The sequence below is a fragment of the Mycobacterium sp. PS03-16 genome (genome assembly GCF_004570325.1).
In the GTDB taxonomy this organism is placed as follows: domain Bacteria; phylum Actinomycetota; class Actinomycetes; order Mycobacteriales; family Mycobacteriaceae; genus Mycobacterium.
On record NZ_SPQO01000018.1, the window covers coordinates 1 to 15,913 of the forward strand.

Annotated in this window: 17 protein-coding genes and 1 pseudogene; 8 read left to right on the forward strand and 10 right to left on the reverse strand. The window is 71.0% G+C overall.

From position 1 onward, the window contains the following. Positions 1-651 (forward strand): annotated as a pseudogene (locus tag E4P42_RS16035) (transglycosylase); the annotation flags it as partial. 6 nt (positions 652-657) lie between these two features. Here E4P42_RS16035 and E4P42_RS16040 read toward each other — a convergent pair. The 4 genes from E4P42_RS16040 to E4P42_RS16055 are packed head-to-tail and all read right to left on the reverse strand — an operon-like array spanning position 658 to position 2,248. Next, positions 658-1,086, reverse strand: coding sequence for a molybdenum cofactor biosynthesis protein MoaE (locus tag E4P42_RS16040; RefSeq protein WP_135127073.1), 429 nt, complete (start codon positions 1,084-1,086; stop codon positions 658-660). Next, a complete protein-coding gene (locus E4P42_RS16045) occupies positions 1,083-1,565 on the reverse strand; it encodes a molybdenum cofactor biosynthesis protein B (protein ID WP_135127074.1) in 483 nt (160 codons plus the stop codon). Before E4P42_RS16045 ends, E4P42_RS16040 begins: the two co-directional genes overlap by 4 nt. Beyond that, positions 1,562-2,056 carry a cyclic pyranopterin monophosphate synthase MoaC gene (gene moaC, locus E4P42_RS16050; RefSeq protein ID WP_256371158.1) on the reverse strand — a complete coding sequence of 165 codons (495 nt, stop codon included), beginning with the start codon at positions 2,054-2,056 and terminating at the stop codon, positions 1,562-1,564. The genes E4P42_RS16045 and moaC overlap by 4 nt, the downstream gene beginning before the upstream one ends. Continuing rightward, a complete protein-coding gene (locus tag E4P42_RS16055) occupies positions 2,057-2,248 on the reverse strand; it encodes a hypothetical protein (RefSeq protein WP_209305789.1) in 192 nt (63 codons plus the stop codon). A gap of 65 nt (positions 2,249-2,313) precedes the next feature. Between E4P42_RS16055 and E4P42_RS16060 the strand changes: the two genes are divergently transcribed. From E4P42_RS16060 to E4P42_RS16070, 3 genes are all read left to right on the forward strand, one after another. Continuing rightward, positions 2,314-4,608, forward strand: a complete 2,295-nt coding sequence (locus E4P42_RS16060) for a helicase-associated domain-containing protein (RefSeq protein WP_135127076.1) — start codon at positions 2,314-2,316, stop codon at positions 4,606-4,608. A gap of 72 nt (positions 4,609-4,680) precedes the next feature. Next, positions 4,681-6,330, forward strand: a complete 1,650-nt coding sequence (locus E4P42_RS16065) for a DNA repair helicase XPB (protein ID WP_135127077.1) — start codon at positions 4,681-4,683, stop codon at positions 6,328-6,330. A 38-nt stretch (positions 6,331-6,368) separates the two neighbouring features. Beyond that, positions 6,369-6,929 (forward strand): hypothetical protein, encoded by a 561-nt coding sequence (locus E4P42_RS16070; RefSeq protein ID WP_135127078.1) that lies wholly within the window; start codon positions 6,369-6,371, stop codon positions 6,927-6,929. Between the two features lie 7 nt (positions 6,930-6,936). Here the strand turns inward: E4P42_RS16070 and E4P42_RS16075 are convergent, their stop codons facing one another. From E4P42_RS16075 to E4P42_RS16085, 3 genes are all read right to left on the reverse strand, one after another. Next, positions 6,937-7,281 carry a cupin domain-containing protein gene (locus E4P42_RS16075; RefSeq protein WP_135127079.1) on the reverse strand — a complete coding sequence of 115 codons (345 nt, stop codon included), beginning with the start codon at positions 7,279-7,281 and terminating at the stop codon, positions 6,937-6,939. A 39-nt stretch (positions 7,282-7,320) separates the two neighbouring features. Beyond that, a complete protein-coding gene (locus E4P42_RS16080; protein ID WP_135127080.1) occupies positions 7,321-8,001 on the reverse strand; it encodes an SDR family oxidoreductase in 681 nt (226 codons plus the stop codon). 127 nt (positions 8,002-8,128) lie between these two features. Further along, the gene (locus E4P42_RS16085) at positions 8,129-9,061 is read right to left on the reverse strand and encodes a LysR family transcriptional regulator (RefSeq protein WP_135127081.1); all 933 of its coding nucleotides are present in this window, start codon (positions 9,059-9,061) and stop codon (positions 8,129-8,131) included. Positions 9,062-9,178: 117 nt separating this feature from the next. On the opposite strand from E4P42_RS16085, the gene E4P42_RS16090 reads away from it, so the two are divergent. Then, positions 9,179-9,883: an SDR family NAD(P)-dependent oxidoreductase gene (locus E4P42_RS16090; RefSeq protein WP_135127082.1), complete on the forward strand. Its 705-nt coding sequence runs from the start codon at positions 9,179-9,181 to the stop codon at positions 9,881-9,883. Then, entirely contained in the window at positions 9,870-10,244 is a 375-nt protein-coding gene (locus tag E4P42_RS16095; protein ID WP_245234056.1) for a nuclear transport factor 2 family protein, read from the forward strand. Before E4P42_RS16090 ends, E4P42_RS16095 begins: the two co-directional genes overlap by 14 nt. Here E4P42_RS16095 and E4P42_RS16100 read toward each other — a convergent pair. Both E4P42_RS16100 and E4P42_RS16105 read right to left on the reverse strand, forming a co-directional pair. Continuing rightward, a complete protein-coding gene (locus E4P42_RS16100) occupies positions 10,225-11,214 on the reverse strand; it encodes an LLM class F420-dependent oxidoreductase (RefSeq protein WP_135127084.1) in 990 nt (329 codons plus the stop codon). The genes E4P42_RS16095 and E4P42_RS16100 overlap by 20 nt on opposite strands. A 36-nt stretch (positions 11,215-11,250) precedes the next feature. Further along, positions 11,251-11,787 carry a TetR/AcrR family transcriptional regulator gene (locus E4P42_RS16105; protein ID WP_209305790.1) on the reverse strand — a complete coding sequence of 179 codons (537 nt, stop codon included), beginning with the start codon at positions 11,785-11,787 and terminating at the stop codon, positions 11,251-11,253. 74 nt (positions 11,788-11,861) lie between these two features. Between E4P42_RS16105 and E4P42_RS16110 the strand changes: the two genes are divergently transcribed. Both E4P42_RS16110 and E4P42_RS16115 read left to right on the forward strand, forming a co-directional pair. Continuing rightward, positions 11,862-13,088 (forward strand): FAD-dependent monooxygenase, encoded by a 1,227-nt coding sequence (locus E4P42_RS16110; RefSeq protein ID WP_135127085.1) that lies wholly within the window; start codon positions 11,862-11,864, stop codon positions 13,086-13,088. A 36-nt stretch (positions 13,089-13,124) separates the two neighbouring features. Continuing rightward, positions 13,125-13,550, forward strand: coding sequence for a pyridoxamine 5'-phosphate oxidase family protein (locus E4P42_RS16115; protein ID WP_135127086.1), 426 nt, complete (start codon positions 13,125-13,127; stop codon positions 13,548-13,550). 212 nt (positions 13,551-13,762) lie between these two features. On the opposite strand, the gene E4P42_RS16120 is transcribed toward E4P42_RS16115, so the two are convergent. Continuing rightward, positions 13,763-15,910 (reverse strand): 3-hydroxyacyl-CoA dehydrogenase NAD-binding domain-containing protein, encoded by a 2,148-nt coding sequence (locus E4P42_RS16120; protein WP_135127087.1) that lies wholly within the window; start codon positions 15,908-15,910, stop codon positions 13,763-13,765. Positions 15,911-15,913 lie beyond the last annotated feature (3 nt).

Here is a 15,913-nt window from a genome sequence, read left to right on the forward strand (position 1 = left end):
GATCTCGCTCCGGCACCGCTGGCTCCGCCCGCGCCGGTCCCCCCGGCCCCGCCGGCCGACGGCGCGGTCGTCGCCGCCGAGAACTGGGACGTCGCGGCCCCGCCGGCACCCGACGCACCGCAGACCTGGTCGTTGAACGGCGCTCCGCTTCCGATGCAGCCGGCGCCCGTGCCGCCAGCTCCGGCTCCCGCGCCGGCTCCGGCTCCCGCGCCGGCTCCGGCTCCGGCCCCGGTCGCCGCCCCGGATCCGCTGGCCCCGCTCAACGCGGTCAACGTCCCGCAGCCGGTCTTCGACGCCGCCAACCAGGCGGTCAGCGGTGAGGTCCCGGCGATGCCGGCCGGCCTGCCGCCGGTGCCCGCCGAGATTCCGCACCTCGCAAGCCCGGAGAACCTGCCGCCCGGCACGACGGTCAACCCGGCTCAGGTCCCCGGCCAGAGCCCGAACGTCACCTACCTCAAGGAGCTGTGGCACGCGATCCAGACCCAGGAGGTCTCGGGTGCGGATGCGCTGCTGGCGCTGACCCAGCGTCCGCTCACCACCCCGGACACCCCGGGTGGCGCGGCGCCGATCCCCGTCGGCACGCCGCCGGCCCCGGCGCCCGCCCCGGGCGCACCGGTGCCGGCGCCCGCTCCGGTCCTGCCGCCCGCCTGATCGGGCTCAGGCCGAGTTCACCCACTCGTCGGAGCCGTCACCGAAGAACTGGTGCTTCCACACCGGAATCCGGTCCTTGACGACGTCGACGAGACGGGCACAGGTGTCGAACGCCGCCCTGCGATGGTCCGCTGCCACAGCGGCCACCAGGGCGGCGTCGCCTATCTCCAAGGGCCCGACGCGGTGGCTGACCGCGATGGCCCGCACACCGTCGGCCTCGGCCGCGACCTCCGCGGCCACCTCGGCTAGCACCGCCTCGGCGCTCGGATGCGCCGAGTACTCCAGCCGGGTGACGCCGCGGCCGCCGTCGTGGTCGCGCACCACTCCCGAGAAGCCGACCACCGCGCCGGCGGACTGGTGGGCCACCAACTCTTCGTGCTCGGCCAGGTCGATCGGATCCTCGGTGACGGCGGCGCGCAGCACGACGGGGTTCATCGCGGGTGATCCTTTCCGGCCAGTTGGTCGAGGGCATGGTCGAGGATGCCGGCGAGCACGGACAGCCCGTCCTTGACCCCGCCGGGCGATCCCGGCAGGTTCACGATCAGCGTCCGTCCGGCCACGCCGCAGAGCCCCCGGGACAGGACGGCGGTCGGCACCCTCGGCAGCCCGGCCCGCCGGATGGCCTCGGCCAGTCCCGGGATCTCGTAGTCGAGCACCGCGGCGGTGGCCTGCGGGGTGGCGTCGGTGGGCGAGATGCCGGTGCCGCCGGAGGTGATGAGGATGTCGACGCCGTCGGCGACCGCGGTGCGCAGCGCCGGCCCGACCGGGTCACCGTCAGCGACGACGACCGGGGCCGGCGTGGCGATTCCCCGGTCGGTGAGCCAGGCGACGATGAGCGGGCCGGTGCGGTCCTCGTAGATCCCGGCCGCGGCGCGGGTGGAGGCGATGACGACCCGGCCGGTGCGGGTGCTCACGTCGGGGTCCAGGTGCCGGTCTTACCGCCCTCTTTGCGCAGCACCGCGATGCCGTCGATGCGGGCGGCCGGATCGACGGCCTTGATCATGTCGTAGACGGTCAGCGCGGCCACGCTCACCGCGGTCAGCGCTTCCATCTCCACGCCGGTGCGGTCGGTGGTCCGCACGGCGGCGGTGATGCGCACCTGCTGGTCGCCGATCTCGAAATCGACGTCGACCCCGGTCAGCGCGAGCTGGTGGCACAGCGGGATGAGCTCACTGGTGCGTTTGGCGGCCATGATGCCCGCCACCCGGGCCGTCGCCAGCGCATCGCCCTTGGGCAGCCCGGCCGAAGCGATCAGCGCGACGACGTCCGGGCGGGTGTGCAGCGTGCCCGCCGCCACGGCGGTCCGTTTGGTGACGTCCTTGGCGCTGACGTCGACCATGTGTGCGGCACCCGACTCGTCGACGTGGGAGAGTCGTGGCAGATCAGGCGAGTGCCCGGCGGTCACTTACTTGTTGACGACCGTGACGGGGTGCGTGTACGGAAGCTCATCGGCCGGCAGCGGGAACGTGATGTCACCGAAGGGGGACAGTGCGCCGGTGCGGTCGGCGGCGAGCTCGCTGACGGCGTGCTCGTCGCCGTCGAGGTGCACGGGCCACCCGTTGTCGACGTAGTGCTTCTTCGATTTCTTGTCAGCCACGCCCTCATTGTGGCAAATGCCGCGCCCGATGGTGCGGTTGGGCGGCTGCTTTACGCTGGTCAGCAATGACCGAACACACTCCGCCCGCGGGCCGGAGCGACGCGACCCGGGGCCCGTCAGGCGTCCCGTTGGCCGCCTGGTTGGCCCACCTCCCCGACGAGCGGCTCATCCGGCTGCTGGAGGTGCGGCCCGACCTGACGCAGCCGCCGCCGGGCACCATCGCCGCGCTGGCGGCGCGCGCCACGTCGCGGCAATCGGTCAAGGCCGCCACCGACGAGCTGGACTTCCTGCGGCTGGCGGTGCTCGACGCGCTGCTGGTGCTGCACGCCGACACCACCGCGGTGCCGCTGACCAAGCTGGTCGAACTGCTCGGCGAGCGCGCGGCCGAGGCGGACGTGGCGGTGGCTGTCGACGACCTGCGGGCGCGAGCGCTGGTGTGGGGGGACGACGACGCGGTGCGGGTGGCCGCGGAAGCGGCGTCCGGGCTGCCGTGGTACCCCGGCCAGGCGGTGGTGGAGATCCCGACGCTGACCTCTGAGGAAGTCGCCGGAGCGCTGGCCGGCCTGGACACCGCCCAGCGGGATCTGCTGGACCGGCTGCTGGAGGGATCCCCGGTGGGGCGCACCCGCGACGCCGCACCCGGAACCCCCGCCGACCGTCCCGTGCAGCGGCTGCTGGCCGCGGGGCTGTTACGCCACCTCGACACCGACACCGTGATCCTCCCCCGGATCGTCGGGCAGGTGATGCGCGGCGAGACGCCGGGGCCGGTCGAGCTCACCCCGCCCGACGCTGTCGCGTCGACCACCGCGCAGGCCGACGTCGACGCGGTGGCGGCCGGCGCAGCGATCGATCTGCTGCGCGAGGTCGACGTGCTGCTCGAGACGCTGTCGAGCGCGCCGGTGCCCGAGTTGCGCAGCGGCGGCCTCGGCGTCCGCGACGTCAAGAGACTCACCAAGGCCACCGGCATCGACGATGCCCGGCTCGGCCTGATCCTCGAGATCGCCGCGGCCGGCGGCCTGATCGCGGCCGGCGTCCCCGAACCCGACCCGGGTGACGGCACGGGCACGTTCTGGGCGCCGACGGTGGCTGCCGACCGGTTCATCGAGTCCCCGACCTCGGTGCGCTGGCACCTGATGGCGTCGACATGGCTGGACCTGCCCGGCCGCCCCGGTCTCATCGGCAGCCGCGGACCCGACGGGAAGCCTTATGCAGCGCTGTCGGATTCGCTGTACTCCACGGCCGCGCCGCTGGATCGCCGGCTGCTGCTCGGCGTGCTGGCCGACCTGCCGCCGGGTGCGGGCGCCGACGCGGCGACCGCGTCGCGGGCGATGATCTGGCGCCGGCCGCGGTGGGCGGTGCGGCTGCAGCCCGAACCGGTCGCCGGCCTGCTCACCGAGGCCCACGCGCTGGGCCTGGTCGGCCGCGGCGCCATCGCCTCGCCGGCCCGCCGGATGCTCGCCGGCGAGCCCGTCGAGGACGTGGTCGCGGCGATGGCCAAGGTGCTGCCCGCGCCCATCGACCACTTCCTCGTACAGGCCGACCTGACCGTTGTCGTCCCGGGCCCGCTCGAACGCGACCTCGCCGAACAGCTCTCGGCGGTGGCCGCCGTCGAATCCGCCGGGGCGGCAATGGTGTACCGGGTCAGCGAGGCCTCGATCCGCCGGGCCCTGGACACCGGCAAGACCGCCAGCGAGCTGCACGCGTTCTTCGGGAGGCATTCGAAGACGCCGGTCCCGCAGGGGTTGACGTACCTGATCGACGACGTGGCCCGGCGCCACGGGCAGCTGCGCGTCGGGATCGCCGCCGCGTTCGTGCGGTGCGAGGATCCGGCACTGCTGGCCCAAGCGGTGGGCGCCCCGGCCACCGAGGCCGTCGAGCTGCGCCTGCTGGCCCCGACGGTCGCGGTGTCGCAGGCCCCGATCGCCGATGTGCTGGCCGCGTTGCGCGCCGCCGGGCTGGCCCCCGCCGCCGAGGACTCCTCGGGCGCGATCGTCGACATCCGGGCGCGCGGCGCGCGGGTGGCGGCCCCGCCCCGGCGGCGGGTCTACCGGCAGGCCGCGGCCCCGACGGGCCAGACGCTCAGCGCGATCGTCGCGGTGCTGCGTCGGGTGGCCGCCGCGCCGACCGGGAACATGCGGCTCGATCCGGGCGTTGCGATAACGCAGCTGCAGGAAGCGGCCCAGCGGCAGACATCGGTGGTGATCGGCTACGTCGACCCGGCCGGAGTGGCCACCCAGCGGGTCGTGGCCCCGGTCAACGTCCGCGGCGGGCAGCTGACGGCCTATGACCCGGCATCCGGGCGCGTGCGCGAATTCGCCATTCACCGCGTGACCTCGGTGGTGTCGGCCGACGCCGATTGACTCGGAATAATGGGGCGATGAGCTCCGAGGGAGAAGCATGACCTTTCAGCGAGGAACCGGGGCGGATCGCGCATGACTGACGGCCCCCTGATCGTGCAGTCCGACAAGACGGTGCTGCTCGAGGTCGACCACGAACAGGCCGGTGCGGCCCGCGCGGCCATCGCCCCGTTCGCCGAACTCGAGCGCGCGCCCGAGCACGTGCACACCTACCGCATCACGCCGCTGGCGCTGTGGAACGCCCGCGCGGCGGGGCACGACGCCGAGCAGGTGGTCGACGCGCTGGTCAGCTTCTCCCGCTACGCGGTGCCCCAACCGCTGCTCGTCGACATCGTCGACACCATGGGGCGCTACGGCCGGCTGCAGCTGGTCAAGCACCCGGCGCACGGGTTGACGCTGATCAGCCTGGACCGCGCCGTGCTCGAGGAGGTGCTGCGCAACAAGAAGATCGCCCCGATGCTGGGCGCGCGCATCGACGACGACACCGTGGTGGTGCACAACAGCGAACGCGGCCGCGTCAAGCAGATGCTGCTCAAGATCGGCTGGCCGGCCGAGGACCTCGCCGGCTACGTCGACGGCGAGAAGCACCCGATCGATCTGCAGCAGGACGGCTGGCATTTGCGCGACTACCAGGAGATGGCGGCCGACTCGTTCTGGTCGGGCGGGTCCGGTGTGGTGGTGCTGCCGTGCGGGGCCGGTAAGACGCTGGTCGGTGCGGCGGCGATGGCCAAGGCCGGGGCCACCACGCTGATCCTGGTCACCAACACCGTGGCGGGCCGGCAGTGGAAGCGCGAACTGGTGGCGCGCACGTCGCTGACCGAGGAGGAGATCGGCGAGTACTCCGGTGAGCGCAAGGAGATCCGCCCGGTCACCATCGCGACCTACCAGGTGATCACCCGCCGCACCAAGGGCGAGTACCGCCACCTCGAGCTGTTCGACAGCCGCGACTGGGGTCTGATCATCTACGACGAGGTGCACCTGCTGCCCGCGCCGGTGTTCCGGATGACCGCCGATCTGCAGTCGCGGCGCCGGCTCGGGCTGACCGCGACGCTGATCCGCGAGGACGGCCGCGAAGGTGACGTGTTTTCGCTGATCGGGCCGAAGCGCTACGACGCGCCGTGGAAGGACATCGAGGCCCAGGGTTGGATCGCACCGGCCGAGTGCATCGAGGTCCGGGTGACGATGACCGACAACGAGCGGATGCTCTACGCGACGGCCGAACCGGAGGAGCGCTACAAGCTGTGCTCCACCGCGCACACCAAGATCGCGGTGGTGCGCTCGATTCTCGAGAAGCACCGGGGTGAGCAGACGCTGGTGATCGGCGCGTACCTCGACCAGCTCGAGGAACTCGGTCAGGCGCTCGACGCCCCGGTCATCCAGGGGTCGACGAAGAACGCCGACCGCGAGGTGCTGTTCGACCAGTTCCGCCGCGGGGAGATCTCCACCCTGGTGGTGTCCAAGGTCGCGAACTTCTCCATCGATCTGCCGGAAGCGTCTGTGGCCGTGCAGGTCTCTGGCACCTTCGGGTCGCGTCAGGAGGAGGCGCAGCGGCTGGGCCGGCTGCTGCGGCCCAAGCACGACGGCGGCGGGGCGGTGTTCTACTCGGTGGTGTCGCGCGACAGCCTCGACGCCGAGTACGCCGCGCACCGGCAGCGGTTCCTGGCCGAACAGGGCTACGGGTACGTCATCAAGGACGCCGACGATCTGCTGGGCCCGGCCATCTAGTTCACGCGCGGAGCCGTGAGGCGCTAGCCTCGACAACCATGATCGGACGACTGCGCCACGTGGTGCTCGCCGGTGTGGCCGCCGGTGCGGGTGCGCTCGCGCTGGCAGCCACTGCCGCCGCCCAGCCCGCGCCCCCGCCGGGACCGCCCCCGGTCCCGGGCCAGCCGGTCGCGGTGGCCGCCGAGGGGCCGGTGCCCCCGCCGGCCCCGCCGCCGGTGGGTCCGCCGCCGGTGCCGCAGGTGCAGAACCCGGTCTACGGGTCCGGCGACGGCCCGCTGGGCTTCCTGCGCGACGCGTGGCATCAGGCCCGCGACCCGTACGGGATGGGCATGCCCGGCGGAACGCCGGTGATCACGCCTCCCCCGCCGGGCGCCGGTCCCCCGCCGCCGCTGCCGCCCGGGTACACGTCGTTCACCGCGCCGGAGTCGTCCACTCCGGCTCTCGCGCCGGAGCCGGGGGCAGAGCCGGCCGGACCGCCGCTGCCCCGGGGCTACTACCCGCTCGACGGGCCGCCGCCGCCCGGTTACTTCGACGCGCCGCCGGCTCCGGCCGCCCCGCCGGCACCACCCGCACCGCCGAAGATCATCGCCGGGCGCTGATCGCGCGTCAGGTGTAGGGGCCGACGGCCTTCACGACGGTCAGCAGCACCACCGAGTCCTCGAGCGCGGCCAGGTCGTGCCGGGCTTTCGGGATGACGATGAGGTCGCCGGCCGAGCCTTCCCAGTGCGACGTGCCGTCGCCCAGCCGGACCCGGCCCTGCACCACGTAGAGCGTGGCCTCCTCCGGCGCTTCGTGCTCGTCGAGCCCGTTGCCCCCGGCCAGCGCGATCAGCGTCTGCCGCAGCGAGTGTTCGTGCCCGCCGTACACCGTGTGCGCGCTGCGGCCGCTGTTGTGCGACCGAGCCAGTTCGAGGTGTTCGCGGGCCAATGCGGTGAGGGAGATTTTCTCCATGGGTGGATGATTTCCCACTCCGGGCCGATGCAATCGCAATCAGACGTTCGCGGTGGACAGCTGCGCCTTGACCGTGCGGGACAGGTCGTCGGCGAGGATCTCCGGTGCGCCGGCGAGCAGCCCGGCGACCGCCTGCTTGGCGACCAGCGCCGGATCGATCTTCTGATCGGCCGGAATGTAGCTGACCATGTCGGTGTCCATGTATCCGACGTGCAGCGCCGCGACGTGGATGTTGCGCGGCGCCAGTTCGGCGCGCAGCGCGTCGGTGAGCGCCCACGCGGCGGCCTTGGCGGCGGAGTACGCGCCGGAGGTGGGCGGATGAACCCAGGCCAGCACCGACAGGACGTTGAGGATCGCACCGCCGCCGTTGCCCTCGATGATCGGTACGAACGCCCGCGCCATGGCCAGCGTGCCGAAGAAGTGGGTGTCCATCTCCAGGCGGATCTCCTCGACCGTCCCGGTCAGCAGGCCCGCGCGGGTGGAGACGCCCGCGTTGTTCACCAGCACGGTGACGTCTTTCGCCGTCTCGGCGGCGCGCCGCACCGATTCGGGGTCGGTGATGTCGAGCTGGATCGGCACCACACCGGGCAGGTCGATGGTCTCCGGCTTCCTGGCCGCGGCGTAGACCTTGGCGCCGCGGGCGACGAGTTCGGCGGCGAGTTGGCGCCCGAGCCCGCGATTGGCCCCGGTCACCAGGGCGACGATGGTGTTGTCGGTCATGGGAGTGCTCCTCTTCTTCCGATCACGCTCTCCTGTTTCGCGACAACAGCGCGGACGGCGTTTCGCGTCCCGACCGGTGTGAGCCGCTTCCTCGCAGCTGCGAGCGCAGTGGTCGTGGCCGGTGCTGTCAGCCGCCGCGGTGGCCGCCGGTGCGGTACGGATCGTCGGCGGGCAGCCACACCGATTCGTCGCCCAGGCCCAGATCGCCGACACCGGAGGTGAATTCGTCGATCACGGCGTGTACCGCGGGATTGGTCTCCGCACGCCGCCACACCAGAGACCAGGTCCACACCGGTGACGGATTCACCACCGGGCGGCGCACCAGCCCGCGCGGCAGCGGATCGGTCTGCCCCTTCGGGTTGTTGAGGACGGGGCGGCGCAATTGGCGGACGTGCTCGAAGAAGGTCGGCCCGGTGACCCCGCCGTCGTCGGTGCGCATGACGCGCGCTCCGGTGGCCGAGGCGAACTGCTTGCCGTACCGATTCCACGACGACCAGCTGGCGGCGTCGGCGTCCACCAGCACCAGGACCTCGGCGGCGTCGACCGGCTGTTCCCCGCCGTCGACGTCGACGGCGTACAACCGGTCGGCGCCGAGCAGCCGGGCGCCCAGCGACAGCGCCTCGATGTCGGCCTTCTGCACCCAGCAGATCGCGAGGTCGAGGGTGCCGTCGGCGACGCGGGCGGCCTGTGCGTGCGAGGGCATGACCCAGGTGTCGACCCGGACCTGCGCGACACCGGCCGCCCGCTCGGCCCAGTCGGTCGGGCACCAGTTGACGTAGCCGATCCGCACCGGCTCCGACACCGCCAGACCCGTTGCGCGCCTGCGTAGCTGGTCCGCCTGCGCGATGAGCGCGCGGGCGTCGGGCAGCAGCGCGGTCCCGGCGGCGGTCAGGGTGACCGATCGGCGGTCCCGGTCGAACAGCGTCACCTTCAGATCTCGCTCGAGCGCCTTGATCTGCTGGGACAGCGACGGGCCGGCGATGCGCAGCCGTTCGGCCGCCCGGCCGAAGTTCAGCTCCTCGGCGACGGCCACGAAGTAGCGCAGCTGACGCAGCTCCACCGGTGCAGCGTAGTAGGCGAAGCCTTCCACCAGGGAGGTGTTTCGTCCCGGCGCGCGGACATGGCCGGCCCCGGCCGCGCGGTTGAGTCGGGTACCACTTCCGACGAAAGGGATCCCATGAACGCTTCGACACCCGTTGCCATCATCACCGGCGCCTCCCAGGGCATCGGCGCCGGCCTGGTCGCGGCCTACCGCGGGCTGGGCTACGCCGTGGTCGCCAACTCGCGAAGCATCGGTGACAGCGACGACCCCATGGTGCTGACCGTGGCGGGCGACATCGGAGAACCCGGTGTCGGACAACGCATCGCCGACGCCGCACTCGAGCGATTCGGCCGCATCGACACCGTGGTGAACAACGCGGGCATCTTCGTCCCGAAAGCGTTCACCGACTACACCGACGACGATTTCGACGCGGTGAGCGGTGTGAACGTACGCGGGTTCTTCGAGTTGACCCGGGCGGCGCTGGCGGCGATGACCGCCGGGGGTCTCGTCGTCAACATCTCGACCAGCCTGGTGGATCACGCCGATTCCCACGCGCCCTCGGCACTGGCCTCGCTGACGAAGGGCGGGCTCAATGCGGCGACGACGGCGCTGGCCGTCGAGTACGCATCCCGCGACATCCGGGTCAACACGGTGGCGCTCGGCGTCATCGACACCCCGATGCACGACCCGTCCACCCATGCCGCCCTGGCCGGACTCAACCCGATGGGACGGCTCGGCACGGTCGACGACGTCGTCGCGGCGGTGCTCTACCTGCAGTCCGCGACGTTCGTGACCGGTGACATCCTGCATGTGGACGGTGGTCAGAGTGCCGGGCGCTGAGGACAGCACCCGCATCCTCGGCGGTGTGCTCGACGAGTGGAGAGCCGGAATCGATGCGCACGACCCCGCCCGGGTGTCGGCGCTGTTCACCGACGACGCGATCTTCCAGGGTCTGCGCCCGTACACCGTCGGCACGGCCGGTGTCGCGCGGTACTACGACGCGCAGCCATCGGGATTGGCGGTGCGGTACCGGATTCTCGAGACCCGCCGCCCCAGCGCTGACGTGGTCCTCGGTTACCTGGCCGCCGACTTCTCCTTCGCCGACCGGGATCCGCTGCCGCTGCACGTGGCCGTGGTGGTGCTGCGCACCGCGCGGGGCTGGCGGATTGTGTCGTACCAGGCTAGCTCAGTGCCGGGATGACCTGCTTCTCGAACATCTCGATCCCGGAGCGGTCGTAAGCCGCCTCGGGGAAGTACAGAATCGCGTACTCGCAGCCGAGGTCGCGCATCCGGGTCAACTGTTCGATCGCCCGTTCGGGAGTACCGCTGGCCGACGACGGCGTGGTCACGCCCGACAGCATGCCGTCGACGGCGCCCTCGTCGGCCACCGCGACCAGCCGCTCACGCACCCGCTTGACCCGGTCGGCGACGTCGGCCTCGGAGTCACCGATCACGACGTTGAAGTTGGCCGACCGCACGATCGCGTCGAAGTCGGTGCCCACGTCGCGACAGTGGCCGGCCAACACGGTCGACTTGTGCTCGAAGCCCTCGGGATCGGACGTGTAGTTGGTGTACTGCGCGTACTTCGCGGCGATCCGCAGCGTGACCTTCTCGCCTCCGCCGGCGATCCACAGCGGAATACCGCCGTCCTGCAGTGGCTTCGGCTGCACGATCGCGTTGTCCACCTGATAGTGGCTGCCGTTGAGGCTGACCCGGCCGTCGCGCCAGGCGTCGCGCATGATCCGCACGCCCTCGTCGAGCCGGCCCAACCGCACGCCCGCCGTCGGGAAGCCGTAACCGTAAGCGCGCCATTCGTGTTCGTACCATCCGCCACCGATGCCCATCTGCACGCGGCCACCGGAGATGATGTCGACGGTGGCGGCGACCTTCGCGAGATAGGCCGGGTTGCGATAACTCATCGCCGTGCACATCTGGCCGAGTTTGATCCGCGACGTAATCGCCGCGTACGCCGACATCAGCGACCACGCCTCGTGGGTGGCCTCCGTGGTGGGCACCGGGACGGTGTGGAAATGGTCGTACACCCACAGCGAGTCCCACGCGCTGTCGTCGGCGTAGGCGACCAGATCGGACATCACCTGCCAGTGCTCCTCGGCGGGAATGCCGACGAGGTCGAGCCGCCAGCCTTGCGGGATGAACAGACCGAAGCGCATGGCACCCGACTCTAGCCCGCGCGGATGGGCAGCGACTCACATTCCGAGGGCGGCCAGTGCGCCGGTGACGACCGCGGCACGCAGCGCATCGGCGGGGGCGTCCGGGAACTGCAGGCAGCAGTCCTGCAGGCCGCCCAGGGCGATCACGGCGCGCGCCGCCTCGTCGAGCGACGGGTCGGGCCCGAAGAGCAACGCGCACAGGCGCTCCCGCCACGCCAGCATGCTGTCGATGAGGCCGAGGTCGGCGAGCGTGCTCAGCTCGGAGACCACCAGGACGAGATCGGCGCGGTGGCGGTAGTGGTAGTCGAAGTAGCCCTCGAGCAGTTCCCGGGGCGTGAGATCCCGCCGCTTCTCGCAGTCGCGCACATAGCGCTCACCGGCGTCGATCAGCGGCTGCACGATGCTGCGCACCAGGTCTTCGCGCGAGGAGAAGTGGTAGTAGAGCGCGGGTTTGGTGATGCCGAGCCGCGCGGCGATGTCCTGCAGGCTGGTGCGTTGCACTCCCTTGACGGCGAAGAGCTCGCGTGCCACCTCCTGGATCCGCTGGCGGGTGTCCGAACGAGGCATGGTCACGAAGCCACCATAACTGACCGATCGTTAAGTAAGCTGGCGGTGTCGCTTACCGATCGTTAAGTAAGGAGTCCGTCATGAAGGTCCTGGTTTCCGGTGCGAGCGTCGCCGGTCCCGTCGCCGCGTACTGGCTGAGCCGCCGTGGTGACGAGGTGACCGTCGTGGAGAAGGCGCCGGCGCTGCGCAAGACCGGCGGTCACGCCATCGACCTGTTCGGACCGGCCATGGCCATCGCCGAACAGATGGGCGTGAGAGACCGGGTGTTGGCCCGCGCCACCGGCACCTCTGCACTCGTGATGCATCGGGCCGGCGCAACTCGCCCGACTCGCATCGACTACCGCAAACTGTCGACCGCCATCTCCGACCGGCACGTCGAGATCATGCGCGACGACCTCAGCGAGATCTTCTACGACGCCGGCCGCGACGACGTCGAGTACGTGTTCGGTGACCACATCACCGCGATCGACGACGACGGAGGCGTCAGCTTCGCCCACTCCCCGGCCCGCCGGTTCGACATCGTGGTCGGCGCGGACGGCCTGCACTCCGGGGTCCGGCGCCTGGTGTTCGGCGAGGACGCCGGGTACACCGAGTTTCTCGGTGCATACCTTTCGGTGGTGTCGGTGCCCAAGGCGCTGGCCCGCGACGGCGAGATGAGCGGCTTCGTCGACGTCGACCGGATGGCGATGATCTACACCGCCGACCACCTCGACGACGCGCGGGCGGTGTTCATCTTCCGGCCCGCCGCGGCGTACCGCTCCGCCGCCGTAGACCACCACGACCACCGCGACACCGCTGCGCACCAGGCGCTTCTGCGGGACCGCTTCGCCGGGTTGTCACCGACCGTCGACCGGTGGCTCGGCGAGCTGGACCGCACGCCGGCGTTCTACTTCGATGCGGTGACCCAGTTGCAGCTGAACACCTGGACGCGCGGCCGGGTGGCGCTGGCCGGCGATGCCGGCTACTGCCCCGGTCCGGCGGTCGGCGGCAGCACCAGCCTCGCCGTCATCGGTGCCTACGTCCTGGCCGGCGAGTTGGAACGCGCCGGCGGCGACCCCGCTGCCGGTTTCGCGGCCTACGAACGGGTGATGCGCGAGCCGGTGCTGGGCAGCCGCGCACTGGCCAAGGGCGTGGCGAAGGCGATCCTGCCGTCCTCCGGGTTGGGTGTGCGGGCGCTGCTGGGCGTCGGCCGGCTCGTCTCGATCCTGCCCACCTCGGTGTCCGGCGCGCTGGCCCGACTCAATGACAAGGGAATCGGCCTGTACGACTCGATCGCGGTGCCCGACTATCCGCTGCCCGTCCGGTGAGCCCGCGGTGTCGGTCGGCCGGGTTAGCGTGAGCCCATGGCGCTCTCGAAAGACGACCGCGAACAGTTCCTGGCCGAACCCCACGTCGCTGCCCTGTCGGTGTCCGCAGGCGCGGGCCGCGGCCCGCTCACCGTGCCCATCTGGTACCAGTACTCGCCCGGCGGTGAGCCGTGGGTGCTCACCGGTGACGGCTCCCGCAAGCACGGGCTGATCGAGGCGGCGGGATTCTTCTCGCTGATGGTCGACCGGGTCGAGCCCACCACGCGCTACGTCGCGGTGGACGGCCCGGTCAGCCGCATCGAGCCGGCCACCGACGCCCAACTCGAGGAGATGACATACCGGTACCTGCCGGGCGAGGCCGGGCAGCGATACCTGGACTTCGCCCGAGCCAACCTCGGCGCCAACGTCGCGGTCTACCTGCGCCCGGAGCACTGGCTGTCGGCGGACCTCGGCGCGTTCTGAGGCCGCCGCGTCAGGCGCTCCGCCGTCGCGTGCCGGCCCACATTGCCCGTCGCCCCTGCGATCACGATCCTCATCTGTCGCCTCCGTTCGTTGTTCACGCAACGAACTCTCGCAGCGGCGGCGTTTCGGCGGACCCCGGGAAGTCCGTAGTCGCCGGTGCATACACGAAGCCCCCGCGACGCCGTTGTCGCGGGGGCTCGTGTGCCGGTTGACTACTTGGTGAGCGACTCCGGCGGGGTGAACCGGTCGCCGTAGCGCTCGGCCAGTTCCTTGGCGCGGGCCACGAAGGCCTCCTTGCCCGTACCCAGCGCACCCTGGTAGCCGACGATGAACTGCGCCGAACCACCGGTGTACGGCGGGAAGCCGATGCCCATGATCGAGCCGATGTTCGCGTCGGCGGTCGAGGTGAGCACACCCTCGTCGAGGCACTTCTGGGTCTCGAGCGCCTCGGCGAACAGCATGCGATCGATCATGTCCTGCAGCGGGATCTCGGCCTTTCCGGAGCCGAACGTCTCGCGCAGGCCCGGCCACAGGCCGGCGCGTTTGCCGTCGACGTACTCGTAGAAGCCGGCGCCCTTCAAGCGCGACGGGCGGCCGATCTCGATCATCTTCTCGACGACCGCCTCGGCCGGATGCGGCTCGTAGGTGCCGCCCGTCGACTCGACGCCCTTGCGGGTGGCCACGGCGATCTTGTGCATCAGCTCGAGGTTGAGCTCGTCGGACAGCTGCAGCGGCGCGGCCGGGTAACCGGCCTGCGCGCCCGCCGCCTCGATGCTGGCGGGCTCGACGCCCTCGCCGAGCATGGCCAGCGCCTCGTTGACGAAGGTGCCGATGACGCGGCTGGTGAAGAAGCCGCGGCTGTCGTTGACGACGATCGGGGTCTTGCCGATGGCCAGCGTGTAGTCGAACACCCGGGCCAGCGCCTCGTCAGACGTCTTCTCGCCCTTGATGATCTCCACCAGCGGCATCTTGTCGACCGGGGAGAAGAAGTGGATGCCGATGAAGTCCTCCTGGCGCTTCACGCCGGTCGCCAGACCGGTGATCGGCAGTGTGGAGGTGTTGGACCCGAGCAGCGCGTTGGGTTCGACGATGTCCTCGATCTCCTGGAAGACCTTGTGCTTGAGGTCCTGGTCCTCGAAGACCGCCTCGACGACGAAGTCGACGCCCTTGAGGTCCGCCGGATCACCGGTCGGGGTGATGCGGCCGAGCAGCGCGTCGGAGCGCTCCTGCGTGGTGCGTCCGCGCTCGAGCGCCTTGGCCTCCAGCTTCTCGGAGTAGCCCTTGCCCTTCTGCGCGGCCTCCAAGCTGACGTCTTTGAGCACCACCTCGAAGCCGGCCTTGGCCGACACGTAGGCGATGCCGGCGCCCATCATGCCCGCGCCGAGCACGCCGATCTTGCGGATCTCCTGCTTGGCGATGCCGTCGGGCCGCGAGGCGCCGCCGTTGATGGCCTGCAGGTCCAGGAAGAACGCCTGGATCATGTTCTTCGCGGTCTGACCCGTCACCAGCTGGGTGAAGTAGCGGCTCTCGATGCGGCTGGCCGAATCGAAGTCGACCTGCGCGCCCTCGACGGCGGCGTCGAGGATCGCCCGCGGCGCCGGCATCGGCGCACCCTTGAGCTGCTTCTTCAGCAGCGCCGGGAAGGACGGCAGGATGCTGGCCAGGCCGGGGCTGCTCGGCGTGCCGCCGGGCATCTTGTAGCCCTTCTGATCCCACGGCTGGGTGTGGGCCTCGGGATTGGCCTTGATCCAGGCCTTCGCGGCGGGGACGAGCTCCTCGACGCTGCCGACCAACTCGTCGACCAGGCCGGTGTCCTTGGCCTTGGCGGGCTTGAACCGGGTGCCCTGGCTGAGCACCTCCATGAACGCCTTCTGGATGCCGAACATGCGCACGGTGCGGGTGACGCCGCCGCCACCGGGCAGCAGACCCAGGGTGACCTCGGGCAGGCCGATCACCGAACCCTTGACGTCGGCGGCGATGCGGTGGTGACACGCCAACGCGATCTCCAGCCCACCGCCGAGCGCGGCGCCGTTGATCGCGGCCACGACCGGCTTACCGAGCGTCTCCAGCTTGCGCAGGTCCGCCTTGATGTACTCGACCTCGGCGAACGACTCGGCCGCGTTGTCGGGGCCGACGGTCATCATGCCCTTGAGGTCACCGCCGGCGAAGAAGGTCTTCTTCGCGCTGGTGATGACGACGCCGGTGATCGAATCCTTCTCCTCCACAAGACGTTCGACCGTCTTGTGCATCGACTCCTTGTAGTGCTCGTTCATCACGTTCGCCGAGCCGGTCGGGTCGTCGAGCGTGAGGGTGACGATGCCGTCGTCGTCCTTGTCCCACTTGATGGTGTTCTCTGCCATGGC